The organism is Sulfurimonas crateris (assembly GCF_005217605.1).
Classification (GTDB): domain Bacteria; phylum Campylobacterota; class Campylobacteria; order Campylobacterales; family Sulfurimonadaceae; genus Sulfurimonas; species Sulfurimonas crateris.
In genome coordinates, this window is sequence record NZ_SZPX01000008.1 from 74,109 (window position 1) to 94,728 (window position 20,620).

Below are 20,620 nucleotides of genomic sequence, written 5' to 3' on the forward strand. Positions count from 1 at the left end.
TAGCACTATAAGTTCAACAAGGCAATATAAAAAAAAGTGATTTTACAAAAACTTTTTTAAATCCTCATAAGAGGTGATATCATCATCTATTAAATCATAGATGTTAAAGTCAAACTCCAACTCTGCACGTTTTGTAAAATCTTCGATCTTCTCTAAGACACCGTTGCTATTTGTGACTTCATCTTGAAGCAAAACAAGAAAGTCGTTTGCTCTTACTCTAAAGAGCAGGTTCTCTTTAAAAAGTCCGTAAAGAAGATTCGCAAACTCTTGGAGAGCCTTGTTTCCAGTCTCCCAGCCATGCTTTTTGTTGTATGTATCAAATTTGTGCAAAGAGATAATGAGAAGTTTTTTATATTTTTGATCGGCAGCTCCATTTTGCAGAACGGTCTCTAAAAATTTTATGTTGTATAACTCGGTAAGGGCATCTTTGTAGAAGTATGCAAACCTCTGCTGTTCTATCGCAGTTACCGGAGTCTGGTTGAAATCCTCGGATATCTCAACATTTGAGAGAGCTTTAAGAGCACTCTTTACAACCTCAGGATGGTAATGTATTTTGCTGAGAGATTCTATCTCCTTTAGTGCGTCACTTATACTTTTTTTGTGTTTATATATTCTGTTTGTTGTCATTGCATCAAATGCATCTGCAACCATCATTATGCGTGAAAGCTTTGGTATCTCATCTCCAACAAGTCCGTCAGGATAGCCGCTTCCATCATATTTTTCATGGTGGTGTCTTACTATTTTTGCAATATCTCTAAACATAGGGACATCTTGAAGTATTTTAACTCCGACGTTAACATGCTCTTTTATGAGGTCATACTCAAGCCTTGAGAGCTTGTCAGGTTTTAGCAAGACTGAGTCGGGCGTTGCTATCTTTCCAATATCATGCAGAGTCGCTGCTCTAAAGAGCAACTCTAGACTATCTTTGCAGCACCCCATCTCTTTTGCTATAAGAAGGGAGTACTTTGCTACCCTCTGGGAGTGTCCTGCCGTGTATGAGTCTCTCTGCTCGATCATTGAAACCATGGCATAGACCAGTTTTTCATAATCTTTAGCTTTTTGTTCTTGATGTTTTTGCAGTTTTTTAGACTCCTCGATGACCTCTTTTGTCTTTAGTCCAAGCATATATCTGAAAAAAGCGACCGCCACACCCAATAGCAGCAGAGCTCCAAGAGCTATAGCAAAGAAGATGTAGACCCATCTAGGAATATGAAAACGCTCCTTCTCTTTGAGCCACTTTGCCATTGATGAGTAGTAGATCGACTCTTTGTTGTTTTTTAGATCATTTAGGCGAAGATCTATTTTAGTGATAATCTCTTCGTTGTTGTAAAGTCTTGTAAATGCAAATTTAAGAGCTGCTGGATTTACAAGAACAGATGTCGGTTTTACACTGAATCTATCTTCATTTAGTTCGCCGTAATATCTGTTTACCACAGCTGCATCTGTCTTACCGCTTTGAGTAAGCATAAGTGACTCTTCATAATTCTCTGTCAAAATGAAGATCGGCTTTACGTCAAAGAGCTCAAAAATCTCCTGCATCTGCTCATGCTGAATACTGTTTTTTAAGATAGCTATATTTTTTTTGTCAAGGTCCAAGATGGATGATATTTTGCTGTTTTTATTTCCGTAGATTATGGACCAGTTTGAGAGTACGATCTCTTTGTTGAACTTGAAGTGCTTCTCCCTCTCTTTTGAGTATGCGACATCAGGCATAATGTCGATTTTTCCATCTTCAAGCAGCAAAAGACACTCCTGCCATTCACACTTTACGTAGTTGAGACTCCAACTCTCTTTTTTGGCTATATCGTTTAAAACATCAACAAAAAAACCAGAAGGTTTACTGTTTTTATCTAAAAATATTTTTGGGGGATTGTCGTAGATGCCGACGCGAAACTCTTTTGTCACATCGGCAGTTATAGTTGTAAGAAAAAATAGTATTGTAAATAATAATTTCATTCGATTATTTTACAATAAAAAACAGAAAATAGCATGTGAGGGTTTTTTAACCCCCACTACGGCAGTATAAGTTTCGTGGTTGTTTTAGAGTTTTTCGCTGTTTTTAGCCAAGTACTCGGCAACACCTTCAGTAGATGCTTTCATACCTTCGTCACCTTTTTGCCAGCCGGCAGCACATACTTCACCGTGCTCGTCAGTAAACTGCATTGCGTCTACCATACGGATCATCTCATCGATGTTTCTTCCAAGTGGCAGGTCGTTGATAACTGCGTGACGAATAGTGCCTTTTGCGTCTATTAAGAATGAGCCGCGAAGAGCAACCGATTCACCGAAAAGCACGTCGTAATCTTTAGAGATCTGTTTTGTCAAGTCTGCAACAAGAGGGTATTTAACTCTGCCGATACCACCGTTATTTACAGGAGTCTCTCTCCAAGCAAAGTGTGAAAATTGGCTGTCAACTGAGACACCGATAACATTTACACCGCGGCTTTTAAACTCATCGATTCTGTGAGAAAATGCAATGATCTCAGATGGGCATACAAAAGTAAAGTCTAGAGGGTAGAAGAATAGAACCGTACCCTTTTCGCCAAAATTTTCAGATAATTTGAAATTATCAACTATAGAACCATCCGCTAAAACTGCAGTTGCCGTAAAATCAGGAGCTGGGTTTGTTACTAACATAATAAAAATCCTTTGGGTTTGTTTGCAAAATTTTAACGAAAGTATATTAATAGAACTTCAAGCAATAAAAGTTATTCTCTTTTTTGATATACTTTTGGCGTTTTAAAATAGTGTTAAGGAAAATCGATGACAAAAGAAGCTTCTACTCTAAAAGAGTATATTTTTACTTCGGAGTCTGTAACAGAGGGGCATCCTGATAAGATGGCGGATCAGATCAGTGATGCAATTCTGGATTATATTATTGAACATGATACTTCTGCGCATGTTGCATGTGAGACCTTGGTGTCAAACGGATTTTGTATAATTGCAGGCGAACTCAAAACTACGGCGTACGCACCGATGCAAGACATAGTCCGCAAGGTTGTGCAAGAGATCGGATATACCGATGCAACATACGGGTTTGATTACCGCTCCGCAGCGGTTTTAAATGCCGTCGGAGAGCAGTCTCCCGATATTGATCAGGGTGTAACCCAGGCTGATGGAGAGATAGGCGCAGGAGATCAGGGACTCATGTTCGGGTACGCTTGTAGTGAGACGGATGTTCTTATGCCTCTTCCTATATATTTGGCTCACCGTTTGACACAGAGATTGGCTGAGGTCAGAAAAGAGGGTCTTCTTCCATATCTTCGACCTGACGGAAAAGCGCAAATCAGCATCAAATACGTAGGTAACAAGCCAATTTCAGTTGAGACGGTTGTCGTCTCTACGCAGCATGCTCCTGAGATATCTCAAGAGAAGATCCATGAAGATGTGATTAAGGAGGTTATAAAGCATGTTATTCCTGCTGAGCTTATGAGCGATAAAACTATCTTTCATATAAATCCGACAGGAAAGTTCGTCATAGGCGGTCCGCAAGGTGATGCAGGACTTACCGGACGAAAGATCATAGTAGATACATACGGCGGAAGCTGTCCTCACGGCGGCGGCGCATTCTCTGGCAAAGACCCGACCAAGGTTGACAGAAGTGCGGCCTATGCTGCAAGACATATTGCAAAAAATCTGGTTGCAGCGGGAGCTTGTGAGAGAGTCACACTACAGATATCTTATGCAATAGGTGTCGTTCAACCAACTTCTATAATGGTAAATACTCATGGCACAGCGGTTGTAGATGAGGAGAAGATAGAGAGTTGTTTGAAAGAGCTTTTTGACCTCTCCCCAAGAGGAATCATAAAATCTCTGGATCTTTTGCGTCCAATATATAGAAAAACTGCTGCATACGGGCACTTTGGAAGAGAAGATAGCGATTTTACATGGGAGAAACTTGACAGAGTAGAGGATATAAAGAATTATCTCAAAATTTGATAGTAATAATTATCAAAACCCTATTTTTAGGAAATTTTCATATAAAAAGAGTAACAACTTATACTTGTTACAGCTTTAGAGAAGATTTTTTAGCTTTATTTAAAAATCTTTGGTTAAACTTACTTCGAAATAAAAACTAGGAGAATCCTAATGGCAGTAATTATTGGTGATACATGTATTAACTGTGGCGCTTGTATTGATGAGTGTCCTGTAGAGGCGATTGTAGACGAGGATGATAATCCAACAGGTGAAGAGATTTACTATGTATATGCAGATAAATGCGTAGAGTGTGTTGGTCACCACGACGAACCTGCTTGTGCTACTGCTTGTCCAACTGAAGGATGTATTACATGGGATGCTGTAGGACCAAGTCCAGAGCACCGTGAAGACATTACAGATGATATGCGTGGCGTAGGTAAAGCAATAGTAGAGTAATCTTTTTTATTAAAAATCATGGGGATAAAACCCTGTGATTTACATCTTCTTTTCAAATATCTTCGTAAATTTTTCCATTTTAGCTTAAATCAGACTCTTTTTGGGTACAATTCCACTCTAATTTTATATATTTAACAGGAGATTTGATGGAACGCACACTATCAATAATAAAACCAGATGCCGTTGCAAAAGGTGTTATCGGTAAGATTTTAGATCGTTTTGAGAGCAATGGTCTAAAAATAGCAGCAACAAGAAAGATACAACTTTCTCGCGCAGATGCAGAAGCTTTTTACGCAGTTCACTCTGAGAGACCTTTTTTCGGTGATTTAGTTGATTTTATGATTAGCGGTCCAGTAGTTGTTTCTGTACTTGAGGGTGAAAATGCGGTAATGAAAAACCGTAACCTTATGGGTGCAACAAACCCTAAGGAGGCTGAAGCAGGAACAATTCGTGCAGATTTCGCTGAAAACATAGATGCTAATGCAGTTCACGGAAGTGACTCTGCTGAAAATGCAGCTATAGAGATCGCATTCTTTTTCTCAGAGAGAGAAATCTCTTAATTTATGAAATATTCAAATAAATAGAGCTTAGTTTCTTTTATGAAAATATTATTGCGAAAAGTGAGCAATACTCCGTTAGATTTTGAAGTTGAATCTGATAAAATAACTTTTAAAGGTTATTTACAGTATGATGCCGACAAATTAATTTTGCTAAAAGCGAAATTAAGCGGGCAGATCGACCTGAATTGCGACATTTGCGCTAATGAGTTTATGTTTGATATAGATGAGGAGCTAGAGTTTTTCATCTCAGACGGCATTTACGAAAAAGATGATGAACTTCTCTTAGATGTAGTAGAGTCACTTGACTCTACTGTTGATATAGAAGAGCTTATGAGCTCAGAGATAGAGCTTATAAAGAGTGATTATCATAGTTGCAAAAGTTGCAATCAGGCTAGTGTTTCCGAAGAGGAAGCGTAGTAAAGCAACAAGCTTTAGTGCCAAAGCGGCAAGCGTAGCAAGATGGGCTCTGCTCATATTGCGTTTTAAATAAAACAAAAAGAAAGGAATTTATTATGGCAGTACCAAAGAGAAGAGTATCTCATTCACGTTCAGCAAAGAGAAGAACTCACTATAAAATAACTTTAGCTAAACCAGTTAAAGACAAAGACGGAACTTACAAGCTTCCACACCACATCAACCCAACAACCGGTGAGTATAAATAGTAAATGATAAAGATTGCTATTGACGCAATGGGCGGGGACTTCGGTCCTAAGCCAATTGTAGAGGGCTGTATTCAGGCTCTTAAACATAAACTTTTTATTCCTATACTTGTAGGTAGAAAATCTGAAATTTTACCTCTGTTACCAAAGCGTTATAGAGATAAGATTTCTATAGTTGAAGCTGATGACGTTATATCTATGGATGACGCTGCGACAGATGCCGTAAAAAGAAAAGAGAGCTCAATCTACAAAGCGATTGAGCTGGTAAAAAACGGTGAGGCACAAGGTTTGGTTTCAGCTGGACATAGTGGTGCTACAATGACTTTGGCGACCTTGAGACTAGGTCGTTTAAAAGGCGTGTTGAGACCTGCTCTTGTTGCTTTAATGCCTACAAAAAGCAGTAGAAAGTCAGTAATACTGGATGTTGGAGCAAATGTCGACTCTAAAGCTGAACATCTACTGCAGTTTGCTGTAATGGGCGGATGCTATGCGGAGGATATGTTTAAGATAACAACTCCTTCGATCGGTCTTTTGGCAAACGGCGAAGAGAAGAGCAAGGGTAACGATGTTACAAAGGCAGCTTTTAAACTGCTTGACGGTTACAAGGGCTTTAAAGGTAATGTTGAGGGCAGCGATATTTTCAATGCAAGCTGTGATGTTATTGTATGTGACGGTTTTGTAGGCAACTTGGTTCTAAAAGCATCTGAGGGTGTAGCTTCTACGATAAGCGGACTTATCAAAGAGTATATTAGAAAATCTCCTGTGGCAATTACCGGAGCACTTTTAATGAGAAAAGTGTTCAAACTCTTAAAAAAGCAGATGAGCTATGAAGAGATCGGCGGTGCTCCGCTTATCGGTATTCAAGGGTGTGCGATTGTAAGCCACGGCAAAAGCACTCCAAAAGCAATAAAAAATGCAATCTTTCAAGCAATAAACTATGTAGATACAGGCGTAAACACACACATAGTTGAGAGACTTGAAGCACTAAAAAACAAGGAAGTTTAATGGCGTATGCGGCATTTCGCTCTATAGGTGCTTATGTTCCTAGCAAAATTCTCTCAAATGAAGATCTCTCAAAAATGGTTGATACTTCTGATGAGTGGATAACAAAGAGAACAGGCATAAAAGAGAGGCATATCGCTGCAAGTGATGAGTTTACAAGCGATATGGGTGCCAAGGCAGCTAAACTCGCAATTGAGAGAAGCGGTTTAGATAAGAGCGATATTGATATGATCGTCTGCGCAACTATCTCGCCTGATTACTTCTGTATGCCATCAACCGCTACTATTATAAGCACAAAACTGGGTCTTGGAAATATCACTGCGTTTGATATATCTGCAGCATGTACAGGATTTGTCTACATTCTCTCAATAGCAAAAGCATTTATAGAGTCAGGAATGAAAAAAAATGTTCTTATAATAGGTGCAGAAAAACTCTCGGCAATAACTGACTACAGCGACAGAGGCACTTGTATACTTTTTGGTGACGGTGCGGGTGCAGCGGTAATTAGTGCAACCGACAATAAAGAAGAGGCTATTATCGATATTCATACAGGCTCAGACGGTGAGTTTGCAGATCTTTTAATGACTCCAAACGGCGGAAGCGGGTCTGCACATGATGCACTTGAGCAGGAAGCTACAAGCTGTTTTATGCAGATGAAAGGGAACGAAACTTTTAAGGTTGCGGTCAAGACTCTCACTAAAGATGTTGTGGAGATTTTAAAAGATAACAATATTCAGAGTTCTGATATTAAACATTTTGTGCCGCATCAAGCAAACTATAGAATTATAAAAGCAGTAGGCGATGCTTTAAAACTTCAAGATGAGCAGGTTGTTCTTACTGTTGAGAAGTATGGCAATACCTCAGGCGCTTCTATACCTATGGCTATAAATGATATTTATGAGAGCGGAAGACTGGGAGCAGGGGAACTTATGCTGCTTGATGCTTTTGGCGGCGGACTTACATGGGGAAGCGCACTCGTGCCTTTTGCACCATTTAAAAAATAACTCTTTTGCCACCCTGTAAAGCCTGCTTTACTCTTTTAAAAAACTCTTCCTCATCAGGAAGATTTAACTTCGCCTCTCTTAGTTTTTCTCCCCACATTGGGTTTGGAAAGTAGCTGTCACTCTCAAATCTTGCCATAACATGTATATGAACCCGCGGTAGCATATTTGCAAAAGATGCCATATTGATCTTTTTTGGTTTGTAGTACTCTCTCATCTCGCGCTCTATTATGTCATAAACTTCCCAGAGTCTCATGCGCAGCTCTTTTGGCATATCGCCTAGCTCTATAAAAGGCTCTTTTGTAAAAATTTTCAGCCATGGTATTTCACTGCTCTCTTTTTCAATATATAGTTCACTATCTTCATAAATTGTCATATTTTCTCTTTTTTTTTGAGTAAATTATATCGTTTTTTGGAGTTTTAATTGAGGTTGTAAGTAGGAGATATAGGAGAAAACCCGAAATAGATTTCGGGTTATATAGTTATTTGAAAGAGAAGTTTTTAATCTCTTGTTCTTGTACGGTTTCTATCCCCGCTTGGACGACTTCTCTCGCCAGAAGAGCTGTTGCCTCTATAGCCGCCCGAACGACTCTTCTCACCTGAACGATTTCTGTCGCTGCTGCTTGAGCGGCTTCTGTTTCCACGGAAACCTCCGCGCCCGCCTTTTGTATCTCTTCTGTTGGCAGCTCTCTCTAGTATTGCAGCCAGTTTATCAGCAGGAATACCGATTGAGTTTGGACCGGCAATAGTCTGTTTGTCTAAGATCATAGATACCAGCTTAAACATAATAGTCTCTTCGTCTATATCTTGTTTTAAGAGATCAAGAACTTGATGCGCTTCATCATAGATCTTTTGATCTTCTATATTTGTAACAATTGACTTCAAGTTTGTTGCTCTTAGGTCATTCTTGCTTGGAACAAATGCATGTGTCATAGTAGTTCCAACTTTTGATTTAATGCGTTGAAGCTCTTTAAACTCTAGAGGCGTTAAAAGTGTAATTGCTTTACCCTTTGTCCCTGCACGACCTGTTCGCCCGATTCTATGAACGTAAGACTCAGGATCAAAAGGGATATGGTAGTTAAAAACATGTGAGATGTTATCTACATGGATACCGCGAGCAGCAACATCTGTAGCAACTAAAACATTTACATTGTTGTTTTTGAAACCTTTGATTACTGTCTCACGTTGGCGCTGCTCCATATCTCCATGTAAGCCGTTTGCCAAATATCCTGCACTTGAGAGCACGTTTGAGAGTCTATCAACTTCGCTTTTTGTTCTACAAAAAACAACCGCTTTTTTACACTCTTCAGAATCCATAAGACGGATAATCGCATCATCTCTCTCATGCTCATCAATAACATAGTACTCTTGGTTGATGTCTGTATTTGTCGTCTCACCCTGTGTGATACTAATAAACTCAGGATTGTCCAAAATTCTCTCAGCAAGAAGTTTAATAGGCTTTGGCATAGTAGCCGAGAATAGAAGTGTTTGACGGTTTGAAGGAAGATAAGAGAATATTTCATTAATATCATCTAAAAATCCCATATCAAGCATCTCATCTGCTTCATCAAGAACGACAATGCTTGGAGCGAAATCTTTTAATAGGTTCTTCTTAAGAATGTCAAGAAGTCTTCCCGGAGTAGCAACAACAACGCTTGCACCTCTTTGGATAAGGTCTATCTGTCTGTTGTAAGAGCTGCCGCCGTAAACTGTTACAGTTCTAGCACCTATGTTTCTTCCGTATTTAAAAAGCTCGTCACTTACTTGAGTCGCAAGTTCACGTGTCGGAGTAATAACAAGTATGCCTACGCCGTCTTTTGGGTCTATATTGTTTAGTGCAGGAAGGCCGAAAGCCGCTGTTTTACCTGTTCCCGTGTGTGCCTGACCTACGATGTCGCGACCCGCTAGTACGAATGGTATTGCAGCTGCTTGAATAGGACTTGGAATTGTAAATCCCGCTTCCTTGATACTTTTGAGTATCTCTTTTTTTAGTCCTAGATCATCAAATGTGATCAACTTTGTTTCTGGTTGTGTTTGTGCATTTTCTTGCATCATTATCCTTTGGATAGGAGATGATACAAGCAAGCCGTAAACGGCAAGGCACCTTCCCCTAATATATTTGGCGAATTATACCTAAATATATTGTGTTTTTGATTTAAATAAATTATATTGTGAATTAGTTAAGTTTATATTGTGTAAAAAGAAGCTCATTATGCTCAGGAGCAGTTAAAGAAATGGCGGCATTGTATAAATCACAAATTTTTTAAATTTTAGATATTATACTGTTATGAAAATAGAGACACAATACAATTATGAAAAAACCTGGAGAACAACCAATGAGGATGACCTTCTTAAGATAATCGCCGAAGAGGTTGGAGATGCGGACCCAAAAGGCACGCTTGCATATATAAAAGAGGCTATAACAACAGGCAAAGTTATTTTGGTGGGAAGCTGCAGATTTAGAAAAGCAGAGGAGCAGAGCAAATGACAAATGACGCAGCAAAACTCATCTTAAGGCTTACTGTCGGGATAATGATGCTTTTTCATGGGCTTGATAAGATAATTAACGGAATAGGCGGAGTTAAATATTTAACTGCTTCTGCAGGAGTTCCTGAATTTTTAGCTTACGGTGTTTACGTAGGCGAGATAGTAGTGCCTATCTTGATCCTGCTTGGAGCCTATGCAAGGATCGCCTCTTTGGTCTTGGCGTTTAATATGGTTCTGGCTATATTTTTAGCCTATGGAAACTCTCTCTTTGCTCTTGGCAAGCACGGCGCTCCTGTTTTTGAGCTTCCGTTCTTGTATCTTATTATGTCGATCTTAATATTTATGTTAGGAAGCGGAAAGTACGCGCTTAATAGTAAATAGCCGACTCTAAGGGTGGGGAACCTTAATTTTCGAGTTAAGGCTCCATCCTATAATAATCATAAGAAACATTACTGCAAGTGCAGACAGTATCTCATAAGCAGAGGCCAAGTAAACAAGCCATAGCAGGATCGCACCCAATGGAGTAGGCACGCCTGTGAAGTATTTGCTTACCTCTCCCGCATCTGAGTTTATGTTGAACTGTATTAATCTTCTAAGTCCTGAAATAACGTAGTAGATGCTTATAGCTGCCGCAATTAGAAGCATCACACTAGAGAGCTCTTTTGAGTAGACTGCTTGAAAAATCAGAAAAATAGGAACAAGAACGAAGCTTAGAAAATCCGCAAAGCTGTCAAGCTGAACTCCAAACTCATTTGAAAGATCGTATTTTCTGGCGATCTTACCGTCAAATATATCAAAAGCTCCTCCTATCCAAGCGAGAATAATCGCCGTAAAAAAGTTGTTTTGGGTTATAAAGTATGTAGCCAACAGCCCAGCTGTTATATTTGCAAAAGTAAACATATTGGCAAGATTAAAGTGTGATCTGTTAGTGAATAAAAATTTCATCTATTTCCCTCGTAATATTGGAGAAATTATATCTAAGAAAGTATTTAAAAAAAAGATTGTTTTAATAAAAGGTTTAAATTAATCTCTCTTTAATATGATACCGATTATCATCATAAAAAATAATTGCCAAAGAGAAGATATGCACACTAAAGCAGACAATAAAGAGACAAAAAGGTTAATTGATTGTAAAAAATCGTGCATGGTAAGAGTCGTTAAACTAAATGCCGATGCAGAACTAAAGCAGAGACTTATCTCTTTTGGAATAATGAAAGAGGCTATTTTGGAAGTCCTTGAACACGCTCCCGCAAAAAGTACGATAGAGGTAAAAGTGGGCAAGATGAGAATAGCGCTTCGAGCAAAAGAGGCAGAATTAATAGAGGTTGCGCCACTGTGAATAGAGATATAAAAGCATGTCCAGTAACGGCAAAACATATAAAAGTAGCACTAGTCGGACAGCCAAACGTCGGCAAAAGCATGCTTATAAACTCCATATCGAATGCAAATCTGCATGTTGGGAACTTTACGGGAGTCACGGTTGAGAAGAGTGAAGTTCTTTTTGATTATAAAGATTATCACTTTACCGTGGTCGATCTGCCCGGAACCTATGCGCTCAACGATTACACTATCGAAGAGAGAGTGACAAGTGATTATCTTCTTACGCAGGATTATGACCTTATTATAAATGTTGTAGACTCTACAAATCTGCAAAAAAATCTTCAGCTTACAGCAGAGCTTATGAGTATCGGTAAAAAGATGATACTAGCACTTAATATGAGTGATGAAGCGGACAAAGAGGGCACTCTGATAGACGACAAATATATGTCCGAACTTTTAGGATTTGGCTGCGTTAAGGTCTCTGCAGTTACAAAAAAAGGTATAGCAGAGCTTATAGAGGCCATTGTAAAAGAGTATGAAAATGAGGCTATGGAGTACAAGCTTATCTTCAGCGAAGCGGTTGAAGAGGAGATAACGGTAATAGTTGATTATCTTGCAAAACATAAATATGAAGATCAAAATTCATATAGAAATATAGCGATAAATCTTCTAAAAAACACAAAACATACCTATGCAAAGCTTCATGATGACCCGATATGGACAGAGCTGCAGCCTATTTTAATAGATGCATCAAAACATATAGAACTCCATCATGATTCAAGTGATATTAAAGAGGCTTTTGCCTCCGAGTATGCCTCTTTTAACAGAGGAGTAGTAACTGAGGTCTTAAAACAGGATTTAAAGCTCTCAGAGAAGACCATGACCGACAAAATAGACTCCGTGCTGATCCATCAGGTATTCGGTATACCGATATTTCTATTTTTTATGTGGGCGCTTTTTCAGCTTACTTTTGAGATAGGCTCTATCCCCATGGAGTGGATAGATGCTCTATTTTCATGGCTTGGAAGCACTATAGGAGCGACCATAGCAAATGATGATGTCCGCTCCCTCGTGGTTGATGGAATCATCTCCGGAGTCGGTGCAGTTGTTCTTTTTGTACCAAATATCGCCATACTCTTTATAGGTATAGCACTTTTGGAGAGTACGGGGTATATGTCAAGGGTTGCATTTTTGCTTGACGGATTTTTTCACAAATTCGGTCTTCACGGGCAGTCGTTCATACCTCTTGTAACAGGTTTTGGATGTTCCATTCCTGCCTATATGTCCGCGAGAATATTAAAAAATGACCGTGACAGACTTTTAACTCTCTTTATCATAGGGTTTATGAGCTGCGGGGCAAGACTCCCCGTATATGTTCTCTTTGCAGGGGCATTTTTCTCTGAAAGTATGGCGGGAAATGTTCTCTTTGCCATCTATATAACGGGTGCAATGCTTGGGCTTTTTGCGGCTAAAGTACTGAAATTAACCGCTTTTAAGGGAATGGATGAACCATTTGTTATGGAGATGCCAAAATACAGACTTCCTTCGTTAAAGCTCATCTGGCACACTGTTGTGACAAAGACTCTTATGTATCTAAAAAAAGCGGGTACGTTTATCGCGGCAGCTTCAATACTTATTTGGTTTTTGAGCAACTATCCGCACAATCAAGAGCTTGAAGAGAGTTACGCCCTAAAGATTGAAAAAGCGGTAGATGAAGAGGAGAGAAGAGTTATTGAAAATAGTCTCGCAGAGGCTAATATGGAGCAGAGCTATCTGGGACGTATCGGTAAATTTTCAGAGCCTATCTTTGCACCGCTCGGATTTGACTGGAAGATGAGCGTCGCTCTTCAGACAGGACTTGCGGCAAAAGAGGTTGTAGTATCAACTCTCGGTGTATTGTATGCTCTTGGGGATGATGTGAACGAGGAGAGCTCTTCGCTAAAAGAGATAATCTCTAAAAATATCCCGTTTCCATCCGCGGTTGCATTTATAGTCGTGGTCATGATATATCTGCCGTGTCTGGCAGCTTCGGTTGTCTTTACGCGTGAGGCAGGAGGTATAAAGTACTTCTTTTACCTTTTGGCTTTTACATCAATAGCGGCGTATTCGCTGGCATTTATTGCCTATAACGTCACTTCTATGCTGTATAACTAAATATTTGCGCAATATTAACTACTTATTAGCGCATATTTGCTAGAATTGCCACATGAAAAAAATATTAATGATTGAAGATGATTTAGAATTAGCGGAGATACTAACGGAGTATCTGCAGCAGTTTGATTTTGAGATTATCACCGAAGATGACCCGTTTAAAGCAGTAAGCATATTGAAGTTGGAGCCTTTTGATCTAGTTATTTTAGATCTTACACTGCCTGGAATGGACGGTTTAGAGGTTTGTGAAGCGATCCGTGAGAGACAGGATATTCCTATTATTATCTCCTCTGCCAGAAGCGATGTGACTGACAAAGTAAAAGCGCTTGAACTCGGAGCGGACGACTACCTTCCAAAGCCTTATGATCCAAGAGAATTAGAAGCGAGAATACACTCCGTTCTTAGACGTTATGAAGCGAAATCACAGCAAAAAGAGGAGTCTAAAAGCGACTTTAAGTGTGATGCATCTTCGATGATGATCACATATAAGGGCAGAAATATAGACCTTACAAAAGCGGAGTTTGGTATTCTCTCTTACATGATAGCCAAGCAGGGGCTTGTCGTCTCAAGAGAAGATCTGATCCATAATGTAAATGCCATAAATGAAGACTCTTCTAACAAAAGTATTGACGTAATGGTCGGCAGAATCAGAAACAAACTCGGAGACAAATCTCTTATAGAGTCGGTAAGAGGCGTTGGCTATAAACTTCTTAAGTAGCCATTTTTCTCCTCTTGTTACAAAGACGGAGAGATAGAAGTGCGCCAGCATGCTGTTTTAATAACCGTTCTATTCGCGCTTGGGGTTACCATCGTAAGTGTAAGCATTGTCTTTTGGGAATTTTTTCTACTAAACAAACAGCACTATATTGACCACATCTTTACAAAACACGCGACAATCACTCAAATATTTCGCCAGCATCAGCAAAAACAGCACTCTCAGATCATGCTTGAGGCAAATCTTGCCGTCTACAACTTTGTGCTTGAAAAAGATAAAGAGGCGATAAAGACGATTCTAAATAATGCAAAAGTTCTAAAAAAGAAGGATTTTCAGAGCGTGAACTCATCCTTGACCTTTTCACAGGGCGGATTTTTCACCAAAAAAACGGTGACGGATCTCACCGCTTCAATGCTTGAATTCAACAAAAAAATATACTTTTACATTAAATCCCCTACATCTTCGGTTTTGATCTTGGATGAGGAGCTAAAGCCTTACAGATACTGGAGTGTCGCCTACTCATATATGACTATCTTGGTCATCATCTCATTCTCTTTTGTTTTGATACTGCAGAGACTGAGACCGCTTATTCGCTTAAGGAAAAAGATCGCACTTTACGGTGACGGTAATATGAACATCTCTTTTAAGACCAAAGGTCATGATGAGATAGCGCTTATCTCAAATGAGCTTGAAGCAACAAGAGAGAAGATAAATATCATTTTAGAGTCAAGAACCCTATTTTTGAGAAATCTGATGCACGAGCTAAAGACTCCTATTGCAAAAGGCACCATCGCTACACAGATGCTTGAATCCCAAAAGCAAAGAGACAGGTTCAGCTCGATATTTGGTCGTTTGGAGTCTTTGGTTAATGAGTTTGCGCTCATTGAAGAGGTTACAAGCCTTGGAGACAAGACGGACTTTAAGGAGTATCGTCTTATTGATATTATCGACGGTGCCATAGATATGGCAATGATAGATAGAAATTGTGTTGAGGTCAATGTAGATGCAAGCTATAAGATAAATGCAAACTACAGGCTCTATACGACTGCAATTAAAAATATGATAGACAACGGCATAAAGTACTCCACTGATTCGCACGTTAAGATACTTATAAAAAATGAAGAGCTCTGTTTTGAGAGCAAGGGTGAATGTATCGCACATCCGCTTCAATATTACATAGAACCTTTTACAAAAGACAACCCAGCAAAGAACAGTTTCGGACTGGGTCTCTACCTTGTAGACTCTATTTTAAAAGCACACAATCAGGTACTTGCACACGAGTATGAAAATGGTACGAATCGCTTTATTTTTGCATAAGTTTTTAAGTGTAAACTAATGTAATGGATAAATATCTTAAATCAAGCATAGTATTTTTCTTTGCTATATCTTTTTTTGTGTTCGGATGGCTCTCGCATACGGCATATGAGCCTATTCACAGAATCAAAACACCATCTTTGCTAGATGAGATAAAAGAGAAAAAAATTCTTAACGTAGTACTTTTAAACTCTCCATCCACATACTATATAGGGGCAGACGGAGCAAAGGGTTTTGAGTATGATCTTCTTGATGCATACGCTAAGCATTTGGGCGTTAAGTTAAATATCACGGTTGCAAATACTACAAAAGAGGCACTAGAACTCAGTAGAGATCCAAATATTCACATAACTTCAGCATCTTTGGCAAAAACCAAGATCAAAGAGAAAAATTTTAATTTCGGACCATCATATTTTGAGGCTCAGCAGCAGGTGATCTGCTACAGAGGAATGTTGTGGCAGGGTCATTTTCCAAAAAGTATAGAGGATCTGACGGGGCTGAGAATAGTTGTAGGAGAAGATACAAGTTACAGCGAGACCATAGAGTCGCTGCGCCAAGACGGCTTTGATATAAATGCGACATACACATCAGAACACTCTACCGAAGAACTTTTGGCAAAAGTCGCCGATAATGAGATAGACTGCACAATAGCAGACTCAAATATATATGCTCTAAATCAGCGCTATTTTCCAAAGATAGCTCTTGCTTTTTCAGTTAGTAACCGAGAACAGCTTGCCTGGGTTCTTGCACCCGATTCAAAAGAGCTAAAAGATGATATGTACTCTTGGCTTAATGGCTTTAATCAAAGCGGAGAGATGGCACGCCTAAAAGATCACTACTACTCTTTTGCTCTCTTTTTTGACTACTACAACACTAAGACCTTTTACGACAGGATAAAATCCAGACTTCCTAAATATAAGGAGCTTTTTGAAAAGTATGGGGAGAAGTATAATATTCCATGCTCAGTATTGGCCGCGCAATCATATCAGGAGTCTCACTGGAACCCAAAAGCAAAGAGCTATACTGGAGTTAGGGGACTAATGATGTTAACGCAGTCTACGGCGAAAATGTTAGGAGTTAAAAATAGACTTGATCCAGAGCAGAGCATTGAGGGCGGAGCAAAACATTTAAATGAGCTGTTGAAACGTGTACCCCCTGAAGTAAGTGGAGAAGACCGTCTAAAGTTTGCACTTGCGGCATACAATGTCGGCTTGGGTCATATTTTTGATGCGCAGTTATTGGCGGAGAGAATGGGGCTTAACAAAAATGTCTGGAGCGATCTTAAGAAGGTGCTTCCTCTCCTTGCGCAAAAAAAGTACTACAAAACGCTAAAGCACGGATATGCAAGAGGAAGCGAGCCTGTGAGGTACGTTGACTCAATATATGACTATAGAGATATTTTGCAAAAAAGCAGCTATGAGCCGTTTTTAGGCAAAGAGGAGAAAGATGAAATATGAGGAAAATAGTATGATATCATTTAGTTTTTTTGATAAACTTGAGCAAAAGAGTAAAGAAGCGCTGTTGGAGGTAGCGGTTTTTATGAAAATCCCTGCCGGTATGCAGCTATATTCACAGGGAGATATATGTGAGGATGTTTTGTTTTTAACCAAAGGTCGCGTCCGCGTTACCAGACAGCATGAGAACGGACAAAGTGTACTTTTGTATTATTTTGAACATGGTGAGCAGTGTAATGTTAATTTTACTGCCGCATTAAATTCCGCTCCCGCCGTGGGTACTGCGATAGCAGAGACGGATTTAGAAGGCTTTGATGTTCCTGCTGTAGTTGTAGCACGTTTGTTTATAGAAGATAAAGAGTTTCAAAGTTATGTTTTTGATCAATATATAAGACGGATTGAATTTATGGCAACTATGATTGAAGATATACGCTTTTTAAGTTTAGATACGCGACTTCTTCACTGGCTGCAAGAGCATGATGAGAAAACACTACATATATCACATGAAGAGATAGGAACTATTCTTGGAACATCACGCGAGGTTGTAAGCAAGATTTTGAAAACATTTGAAAAAAATCAAATCGTTAAGTTATCAAGAAAAAAGATAGAGATTTTGTAATATGCAATCTTATGTAATCGTTGTCACATAAAAAGTTATTATAGTTATGATACAATATTTTTGATCTTACAAAACAAAAAGGATAGTATATGAAAAAGTTTAATTTTTTATCGTTAGTTGCAGCTGCTGCAATGGTTTTAAGTGTTGGTGCTACGACGCTGAGTGCTGAGGATATGAAGTGTGGCGCAGGCAAATGCGGTGACGCAAAAAAAGAGATGAAAAAAGATGGCAAATGCGGAACTAGCAAGTGCGGTGACGCAAAAAAAGAGATGAAAAAAGATGGCAAGTGCGGTGACGGAAAAAAAGAGATGAAAAAAGAAGCGTCTCAAGCAGGCAAGTGCGGCAAAGGAAAATGCGGCTCTAACTAACTTCATTTTTTAAGCAGAGTAACTCTGCTTAAAAATCTATCTTCATTCTATCTTCGGCAAAAATCACATCCCCTGAAAAATCCTTATGAATTAGTTTGAGAGTCTCTTCCTCATGCGTTTTCGTTCTTTTCATTCTGTGCGTCAATACAATTTTTTTCACTTGAGCTTTTACGGCAATATTTGCAATTGTAGATGGTGTCATATGTAGCTCTTTTGCAAAATTATTTGTTTCTTGGGGTATCGCATGATGTGCTATAAAGAGATCTGCTCTGTATGCAAATCTTTCTAGGGTGTTTTGCTCATCATTGGTGTCCCCGCTAATAACAATAGATTTTGAACCTACATCTATACGCAAAGCAAGTGCAGGGACTATGCCGTGATGAACCGTAATAAAATTAAGTGTAAAATCTTTGTATCTTAGTGTTTTTTTTTCTCCTTTAGCTATTTCAATGGGTATGAGTTCAAAAGAATCACTCTGTGATGTGAGGATGTCTTGCATGTACCGATAGGCTCCTTTTTTACCGAATAGAATCTCCACAAACTCTCTAATGGATGGAAAATAGTTATTGCCGTAAGGTCCAACAATATCCAAAGAGTTTTGTCGATTTGTAAAAAATCCTGCTTTCATAAAAGAGGGAAGATCTGCACTGTGATCGATGTGCATATGCGTAAGGACAACAGCATCAAGATCTTCTGTAGCCGCACTGCTTTGTTCAAAGCGCAGCATAGAACCACTTCCAAGATCAATGAGCAGTTTCGCTTTGTCGTCAATCCATAACAGATAAGAGGTGCTGGCACGCCCATCTATCTCAGGGCCTCCTGAACCGAGTATCTCAAATCTTATATTTTTTCCATGAATGAGTGTTAAGGTTAGGCAAAAAATTAAAAAAAATTTCATAGTTGTACTCCGATTTAAAATTTATGGATTACAGATCCTTAAACTGTTCCTTTATTTCAAGAAAGTGTTCCAGATTTTCCATAAGAAGCGTAACAAGTTTTGGCTCAAAGTGTTTACCTTTCTCTTTTTCAAAAAGATTTAAAATATCTTTCATCTCCCATGCTTTTTTATAGACTCTATCACTTGCAAGTGCGTCAAAAACATCTGCAACGGCAGTAATACGACCAAAAATATGAATTTCTTCTCCAGCTTTTGCGTTTGGATATCCGCTTCCGTCCCACTTCTCATGATGTTCTCCCGCAACGATAGCAGCAGCTTTTAAGATTGGTTTTTTGGAGTGTTTAAGCATATCGTAACCCAATGAGGCATGCGTTTTCATTACTTCAAACTCTTCAGATGTGAGTTTGCGCGGTGCGTTTAAAATAGCATCCGCAATCCCTATTTTTCCTATGTCGTGCATGGGACTTGCCATCTGCAAAAGAGCCGCATCCTCTTGGCTCAAACCGTACAAAATAGCAAGTTTGTAGGAGTAGAGTGCTACTCGCTTAACATGATTTCCGGTCTCTTTTGAGCGTGTTTCCCCTATCTCGCCCATGGCGCAAATAACATCTCTTTGCATCTCTTCGATCTCTTTGTTGAGGGTTATGAGTTCTGTGACATCCGTAAAGTAAGCTAAAATAAGTTGCTCTTCTTGAATCTCTTTTATTTCAACTTGGTATGAGGTGCTTTTGTTTTCAAAAAATATGGTATCTTGCGTGTTTTTTGCAGCTACCTCTTTTGGATTTTTGATACTTAAAGACTCAAGAGAGGTGATTTCTAGAAGATCTTTATGTGATGCTTCATTGCGAAAAAGAATCGCGCCTTTTTCGTTAAAAATGAAAACAGGAGAGTTCCTGTGCTTTGGAAGAAGAGAGAGATAGTAATTTTTTAGACTATATTTTTGATTGAGATTGAAAAGTGCATAAATAAAACAAAATCTCTTTAGTGCTGTATAAAATATTACTAAGGCCATAACTGCCAAGGCATAGGAAGATTCATAAATTGAAAAAAACAGGATCAAAGATGCAATCGTAAAACGAATATTGGACTCTTTGTGGCTCATGTTGCAACTCGGTTTTTTAGACATGCGGTACTCCCCTTATTTAGAATTAAAAAAGTATATCATTTTTTATATGAGACAAATGTAATCAAGCTTACATACAGAGTTATAAATATCTGTTATGATATGTCAGTTTAAAATTGATTGAGGAGTGTACTATGAAGTGCAAACAGATATATATTGAGTTTTCCAGGTTGAGCGAGTATTTGAAATCATTTAGTTTGTTGTTAGCGCGTTTGGCGGTTGCTTACGGGTTTTATGAGCCTGCTATGATGAAGTGGGGTGATATAGCCTCTGTTTCCGGTTGGTTTGCGTCTATGGGCATACCGTTTCCAACGCTCAATGCTTATATGGCGGCAAGTACCGAGATAGTCGGTGTAATACTGCTTACTTTAGGGCTTTTGACACGGTTTATTTCACTGCCGCTTATCATCGTAATGATTGTTGCCATCGTAACCGTACACCTTCCAAACGGTTTTTCTGCAGGTGATAACGGCTATGAAATACCACTTTACTACATGTTATTTTTGCTTATCTTTGTATCGCATGGAGCAGGTAAATTTAGCCTTGACAGACTTTTTTTCGGTGAGAAGAGCTAA

General features: G+C 39.0%; 24 protein-coding genes. 17 read left to right on the forward strand and 7 right to left on the reverse strand.

The genetic code is table 11. The annotated features are described in order from the left end of the window. Positions 1–42: 42 nt before the first annotated feature. Together FCU45_RS10610 and FCU45_RS10615 are read right to left on the reverse strand one after the other, a co-directional pair. Entirely contained in the window at positions 43–1,956 is a 1,914-nt protein-coding gene (locus FCU45_RS10610) for an HD domain-containing phosphohydrolase (protein WP_137015094.1), read from the reverse strand. Positions 1,957–2,040: 84 nt separating this feature from the next. Continuing rightward, the gene (locus FCU45_RS10615) at positions 2,041–2,637 is read right to left on the reverse strand and encodes a peroxiredoxin (RefSeq protein ID WP_137015095.1); all 597 of its coding nucleotides are present in this window, start codon (positions 2,635–2,637) and stop codon (positions 2,041–2,043) included. A gap of 126 nt (positions 2,638–2,763) precedes the next feature. Between FCU45_RS10615 and metK the strand changes: the two genes are divergently transcribed. The 7 genes from metK to FCU45_RS10650 all read left to right on the forward strand — a co-directional run bounded on the left by metK (position 2,764) and on the right by FCU45_RS10650 (position 7,599). Next, on the forward strand, positions 2,764–3,939 hold the full coding sequence (gene metK / locus FCU45_RS10620; protein ID WP_137015097.1) for a methionine adenosyltransferase: 1,176 nt from the start codon (positions 2,764–2,766) through the stop codon (positions 3,937–3,939). Between the two features lie 150 nt (positions 3,940–4,089). Continuing rightward, positions 4,090–4,374: a 4Fe-4S dicluster domain-containing protein gene (locus tag FCU45_RS10625; RefSeq protein WP_137015099.1), complete on the forward strand. Its 285-nt coding sequence runs from the start codon at positions 4,090–4,092 to the stop codon at positions 4,372–4,374. Between the two features lie 146 nt (positions 4,375–4,520). Further along, positions 4,521–4,934 (forward strand): nucleoside-diphosphate kinase, encoded by a 414-nt coding sequence (gene ndk, locus FCU45_RS10630; RefSeq protein WP_137015101.1) that lies wholly within the window; start codon positions 4,521–4,523, stop codon positions 4,932–4,934. Between the two features lie 39 nt (positions 4,935–4,973). Beyond that, on the forward strand, positions 4,974–5,351 hold the full coding sequence (locus FCU45_RS10635; RefSeq protein ID WP_137015103.1) for a DUF177 domain-containing protein: 378 nt from the start codon (positions 4,974–4,976) through the stop codon (positions 5,349–5,351). Between the two features lie 95 nt (positions 5,352–5,446). Continuing rightward, the gene (gene rpmF, locus FCU45_RS10640) at positions 5,447–5,596 is read left to right on the forward strand and encodes a 50S ribosomal protein L32 (RefSeq protein WP_008335740.1); all 150 of its coding nucleotides are present in this window, start codon (positions 5,447–5,449) and stop codon (positions 5,594–5,596) included. A gap of 3 nt (positions 5,597–5,599) precedes the next feature. Continuing rightward, positions 5,600–6,598 (forward strand): phosphate acyltransferase PlsX, encoded by a 999-nt coding sequence (gene plsX / locus FCU45_RS10645; RefSeq protein WP_137015105.1) that lies wholly within the window; start codon positions 5,600–5,602, stop codon positions 6,596–6,598. Continuing rightward, positions 6,598–7,599: a beta-ketoacyl-ACP synthase III gene (locus FCU45_RS10650; protein WP_137015107.1), complete on the forward strand. Its 1,002-nt coding sequence runs from the start codon at positions 6,598–6,600 to the stop codon at positions 7,597–7,599. Before plsX ends, FCU45_RS10650 begins: the two co-directional genes overlap by 1 nt. Here the strand turns inward: FCU45_RS10650 and FCU45_RS10655 are convergent. Both FCU45_RS10655 and FCU45_RS10660 read right to left on the reverse strand, forming a co-directional pair. Next, positions 7,589–7,972, reverse strand: a complete 384-nt coding sequence (locus FCU45_RS10655; RefSeq protein WP_137015109.1) for an HIT family protein — start codon at positions 7,970–7,972, stop codon at positions 7,589–7,591. The two genes, FCU45_RS10650 and FCU45_RS10655, sit on opposite strands and share 11 nt — an antisense overlap. Before the next feature lie 125 nt (positions 7,973–8,097). Then, positions 8,098–9,648: a DEAD/DEAH box helicase gene (locus tag FCU45_RS10660; protein WP_137015111.1), complete on the reverse strand. Its 1,551-nt coding sequence runs from the start codon at positions 9,646–9,648 to the stop codon at positions 8,098–8,100. Between the two features lie 235 nt (positions 9,649–9,883). Between FCU45_RS10660 and FCU45_RS10665 the strand changes: the two genes are divergently transcribed. Continuing rightward, positions 9,884–10,084, forward strand: a complete 201-nt coding sequence (locus FCU45_RS10665; RefSeq protein ID WP_137015113.1) for a hypothetical protein — start codon at positions 9,884–9,886, stop codon at positions 10,082–10,084. Continuing rightward, the gene (locus FCU45_RS10670) at positions 10,081–10,464 is read left to right on the forward strand and encodes a DoxX family protein (protein WP_137015115.1); all 384 of its coding nucleotides are present in this window, start codon (positions 10,081–10,083) and stop codon (positions 10,462–10,464) included. The genes FCU45_RS10665 and FCU45_RS10670 overlap by 4 nt, the downstream gene beginning before the upstream one ends. Before the next feature lie 6 nt (positions 10,465–10,470). Here FCU45_RS10670 and FCU45_RS10675 read toward each other — a convergent pair whose 3' ends face one another. Beyond that, positions 10,471–11,028, reverse strand: a complete 558-nt coding sequence (locus tag FCU45_RS10675; protein WP_137015117.1) for a CDP-alcohol phosphatidyltransferase family protein — start codon at positions 11,026–11,028, stop codon at positions 10,471–10,473. 139 nt (positions 11,029–11,167) lie between these two features. Here FCU45_RS10675 and FCU45_RS10680 point away from each other — a divergent pair, with 139 nt between their 5' ends. The 7 genes from FCU45_RS10680 (at position 11,168) to FCU45_RS10710 (ending at position 18,024) form a co-directional block, all read left to right on the forward strand. Beyond that, positions 11,168–11,422, forward strand: a complete 255-nt coding sequence (locus tag FCU45_RS10680) for a FeoA family protein (RefSeq protein ID WP_137015119.1) — start codon at positions 11,168–11,170, stop codon at positions 11,420–11,422. Beyond that, positions 11,419–13,557 carry a ferrous iron transport protein B gene (gene feoB, locus FCU45_RS10685; RefSeq protein WP_137015121.1) on the forward strand — a complete coding sequence of 713 codons (2,139 nt, stop codon included), beginning with the start codon at positions 11,419–11,421 and terminating at the stop codon, positions 13,555–13,557. Before FCU45_RS10680 ends, feoB begins: the two co-directional genes overlap by 4 nt. A 52-nt stretch (positions 13,558–13,609) precedes the next feature. Beyond that, entirely contained in the window at positions 13,610–14,272 is a 663-nt protein-coding gene (locus FCU45_RS10690) for a response regulator transcription factor (RefSeq protein ID WP_137015123.1), read from the forward strand. Between the two features lie 39 nt (positions 14,273–14,311). Next, positions 14,312–15,586 (forward strand): ArsS family sensor histidine kinase, encoded by a 1,275-nt coding sequence (locus FCU45_RS10695; protein WP_137015125.1) that lies wholly within the window; start codon positions 14,312–14,314, stop codon positions 15,584–15,586. A 23-nt stretch (positions 15,587–15,609) separates the two neighbouring features. Continuing rightward, positions 15,610–17,040 carry a membrane-bound lytic murein transglycosylase MltF gene (gene mltF, locus FCU45_RS10700; RefSeq protein ID WP_137015127.1) on the forward strand — a complete coding sequence of 477 codons (1,431 nt, stop codon included), beginning with the start codon at positions 15,610–15,612 and terminating at the stop codon, positions 17,038–17,040. Further along, on the forward strand, positions 17,030–17,656 hold the full coding sequence (locus FCU45_RS10705; protein WP_170175861.1) for a Crp/Fnr family transcriptional regulator: 627 nt from the start codon (positions 17,030–17,032) through the stop codon (positions 17,654–17,656). The genes mltF and FCU45_RS10705 overlap by 11 nt, the downstream gene beginning before the upstream one ends. Positions 17,657–17,745: 89 nt before the next feature. Then, on the forward strand, positions 17,746–18,024 hold the full coding sequence (locus FCU45_RS10710; protein WP_137015128.1) for an HvfA family oxazolone/thioamide-modified RiPP metallophore: 279 nt from the start codon (positions 17,746–17,748) through the stop codon (positions 18,022–18,024). Positions 18,025–18,052: 28 nt separating this feature from the next. On the opposite strand, the gene FCU45_RS10715 is transcribed toward FCU45_RS10710, so the two are convergent. Both FCU45_RS10715 and FCU45_RS11860 read right to left on the reverse strand, forming a co-directional pair. Further along, positions 18,053–18,922 carry an MBL fold metallo-hydrolase gene (locus FCU45_RS10715; RefSeq protein ID WP_137015130.1) on the reverse strand — a complete coding sequence of 290 codons (870 nt, stop codon included), beginning with the start codon at positions 18,920–18,922 and terminating at the stop codon, positions 18,053–18,055. A gap of 28 nt (positions 18,923–18,950) precedes the next feature. Continuing rightward, complete coding sequence (locus FCU45_RS11860) at positions 18,951–20,048, reverse strand: HD domain-containing phosphohydrolase (protein ID WP_342776150.1); 1,098 nt, start codon at positions 20,046–20,048, stop codon at positions 18,951–18,953. Positions 20,049–20,179: 131 nt separating this feature from the next. On the opposite strand from FCU45_RS11860, the gene FCU45_RS10725 reads away from it, so the two are divergent. After that, positions 20,180–20,620, forward strand: coding sequence for an HvfX family Cu-binding RiPP maturation protein (locus FCU45_RS10725; RefSeq protein ID WP_137015132.1), 441 nt, complete (start codon positions 20,180–20,182; stop codon positions 20,618–20,620).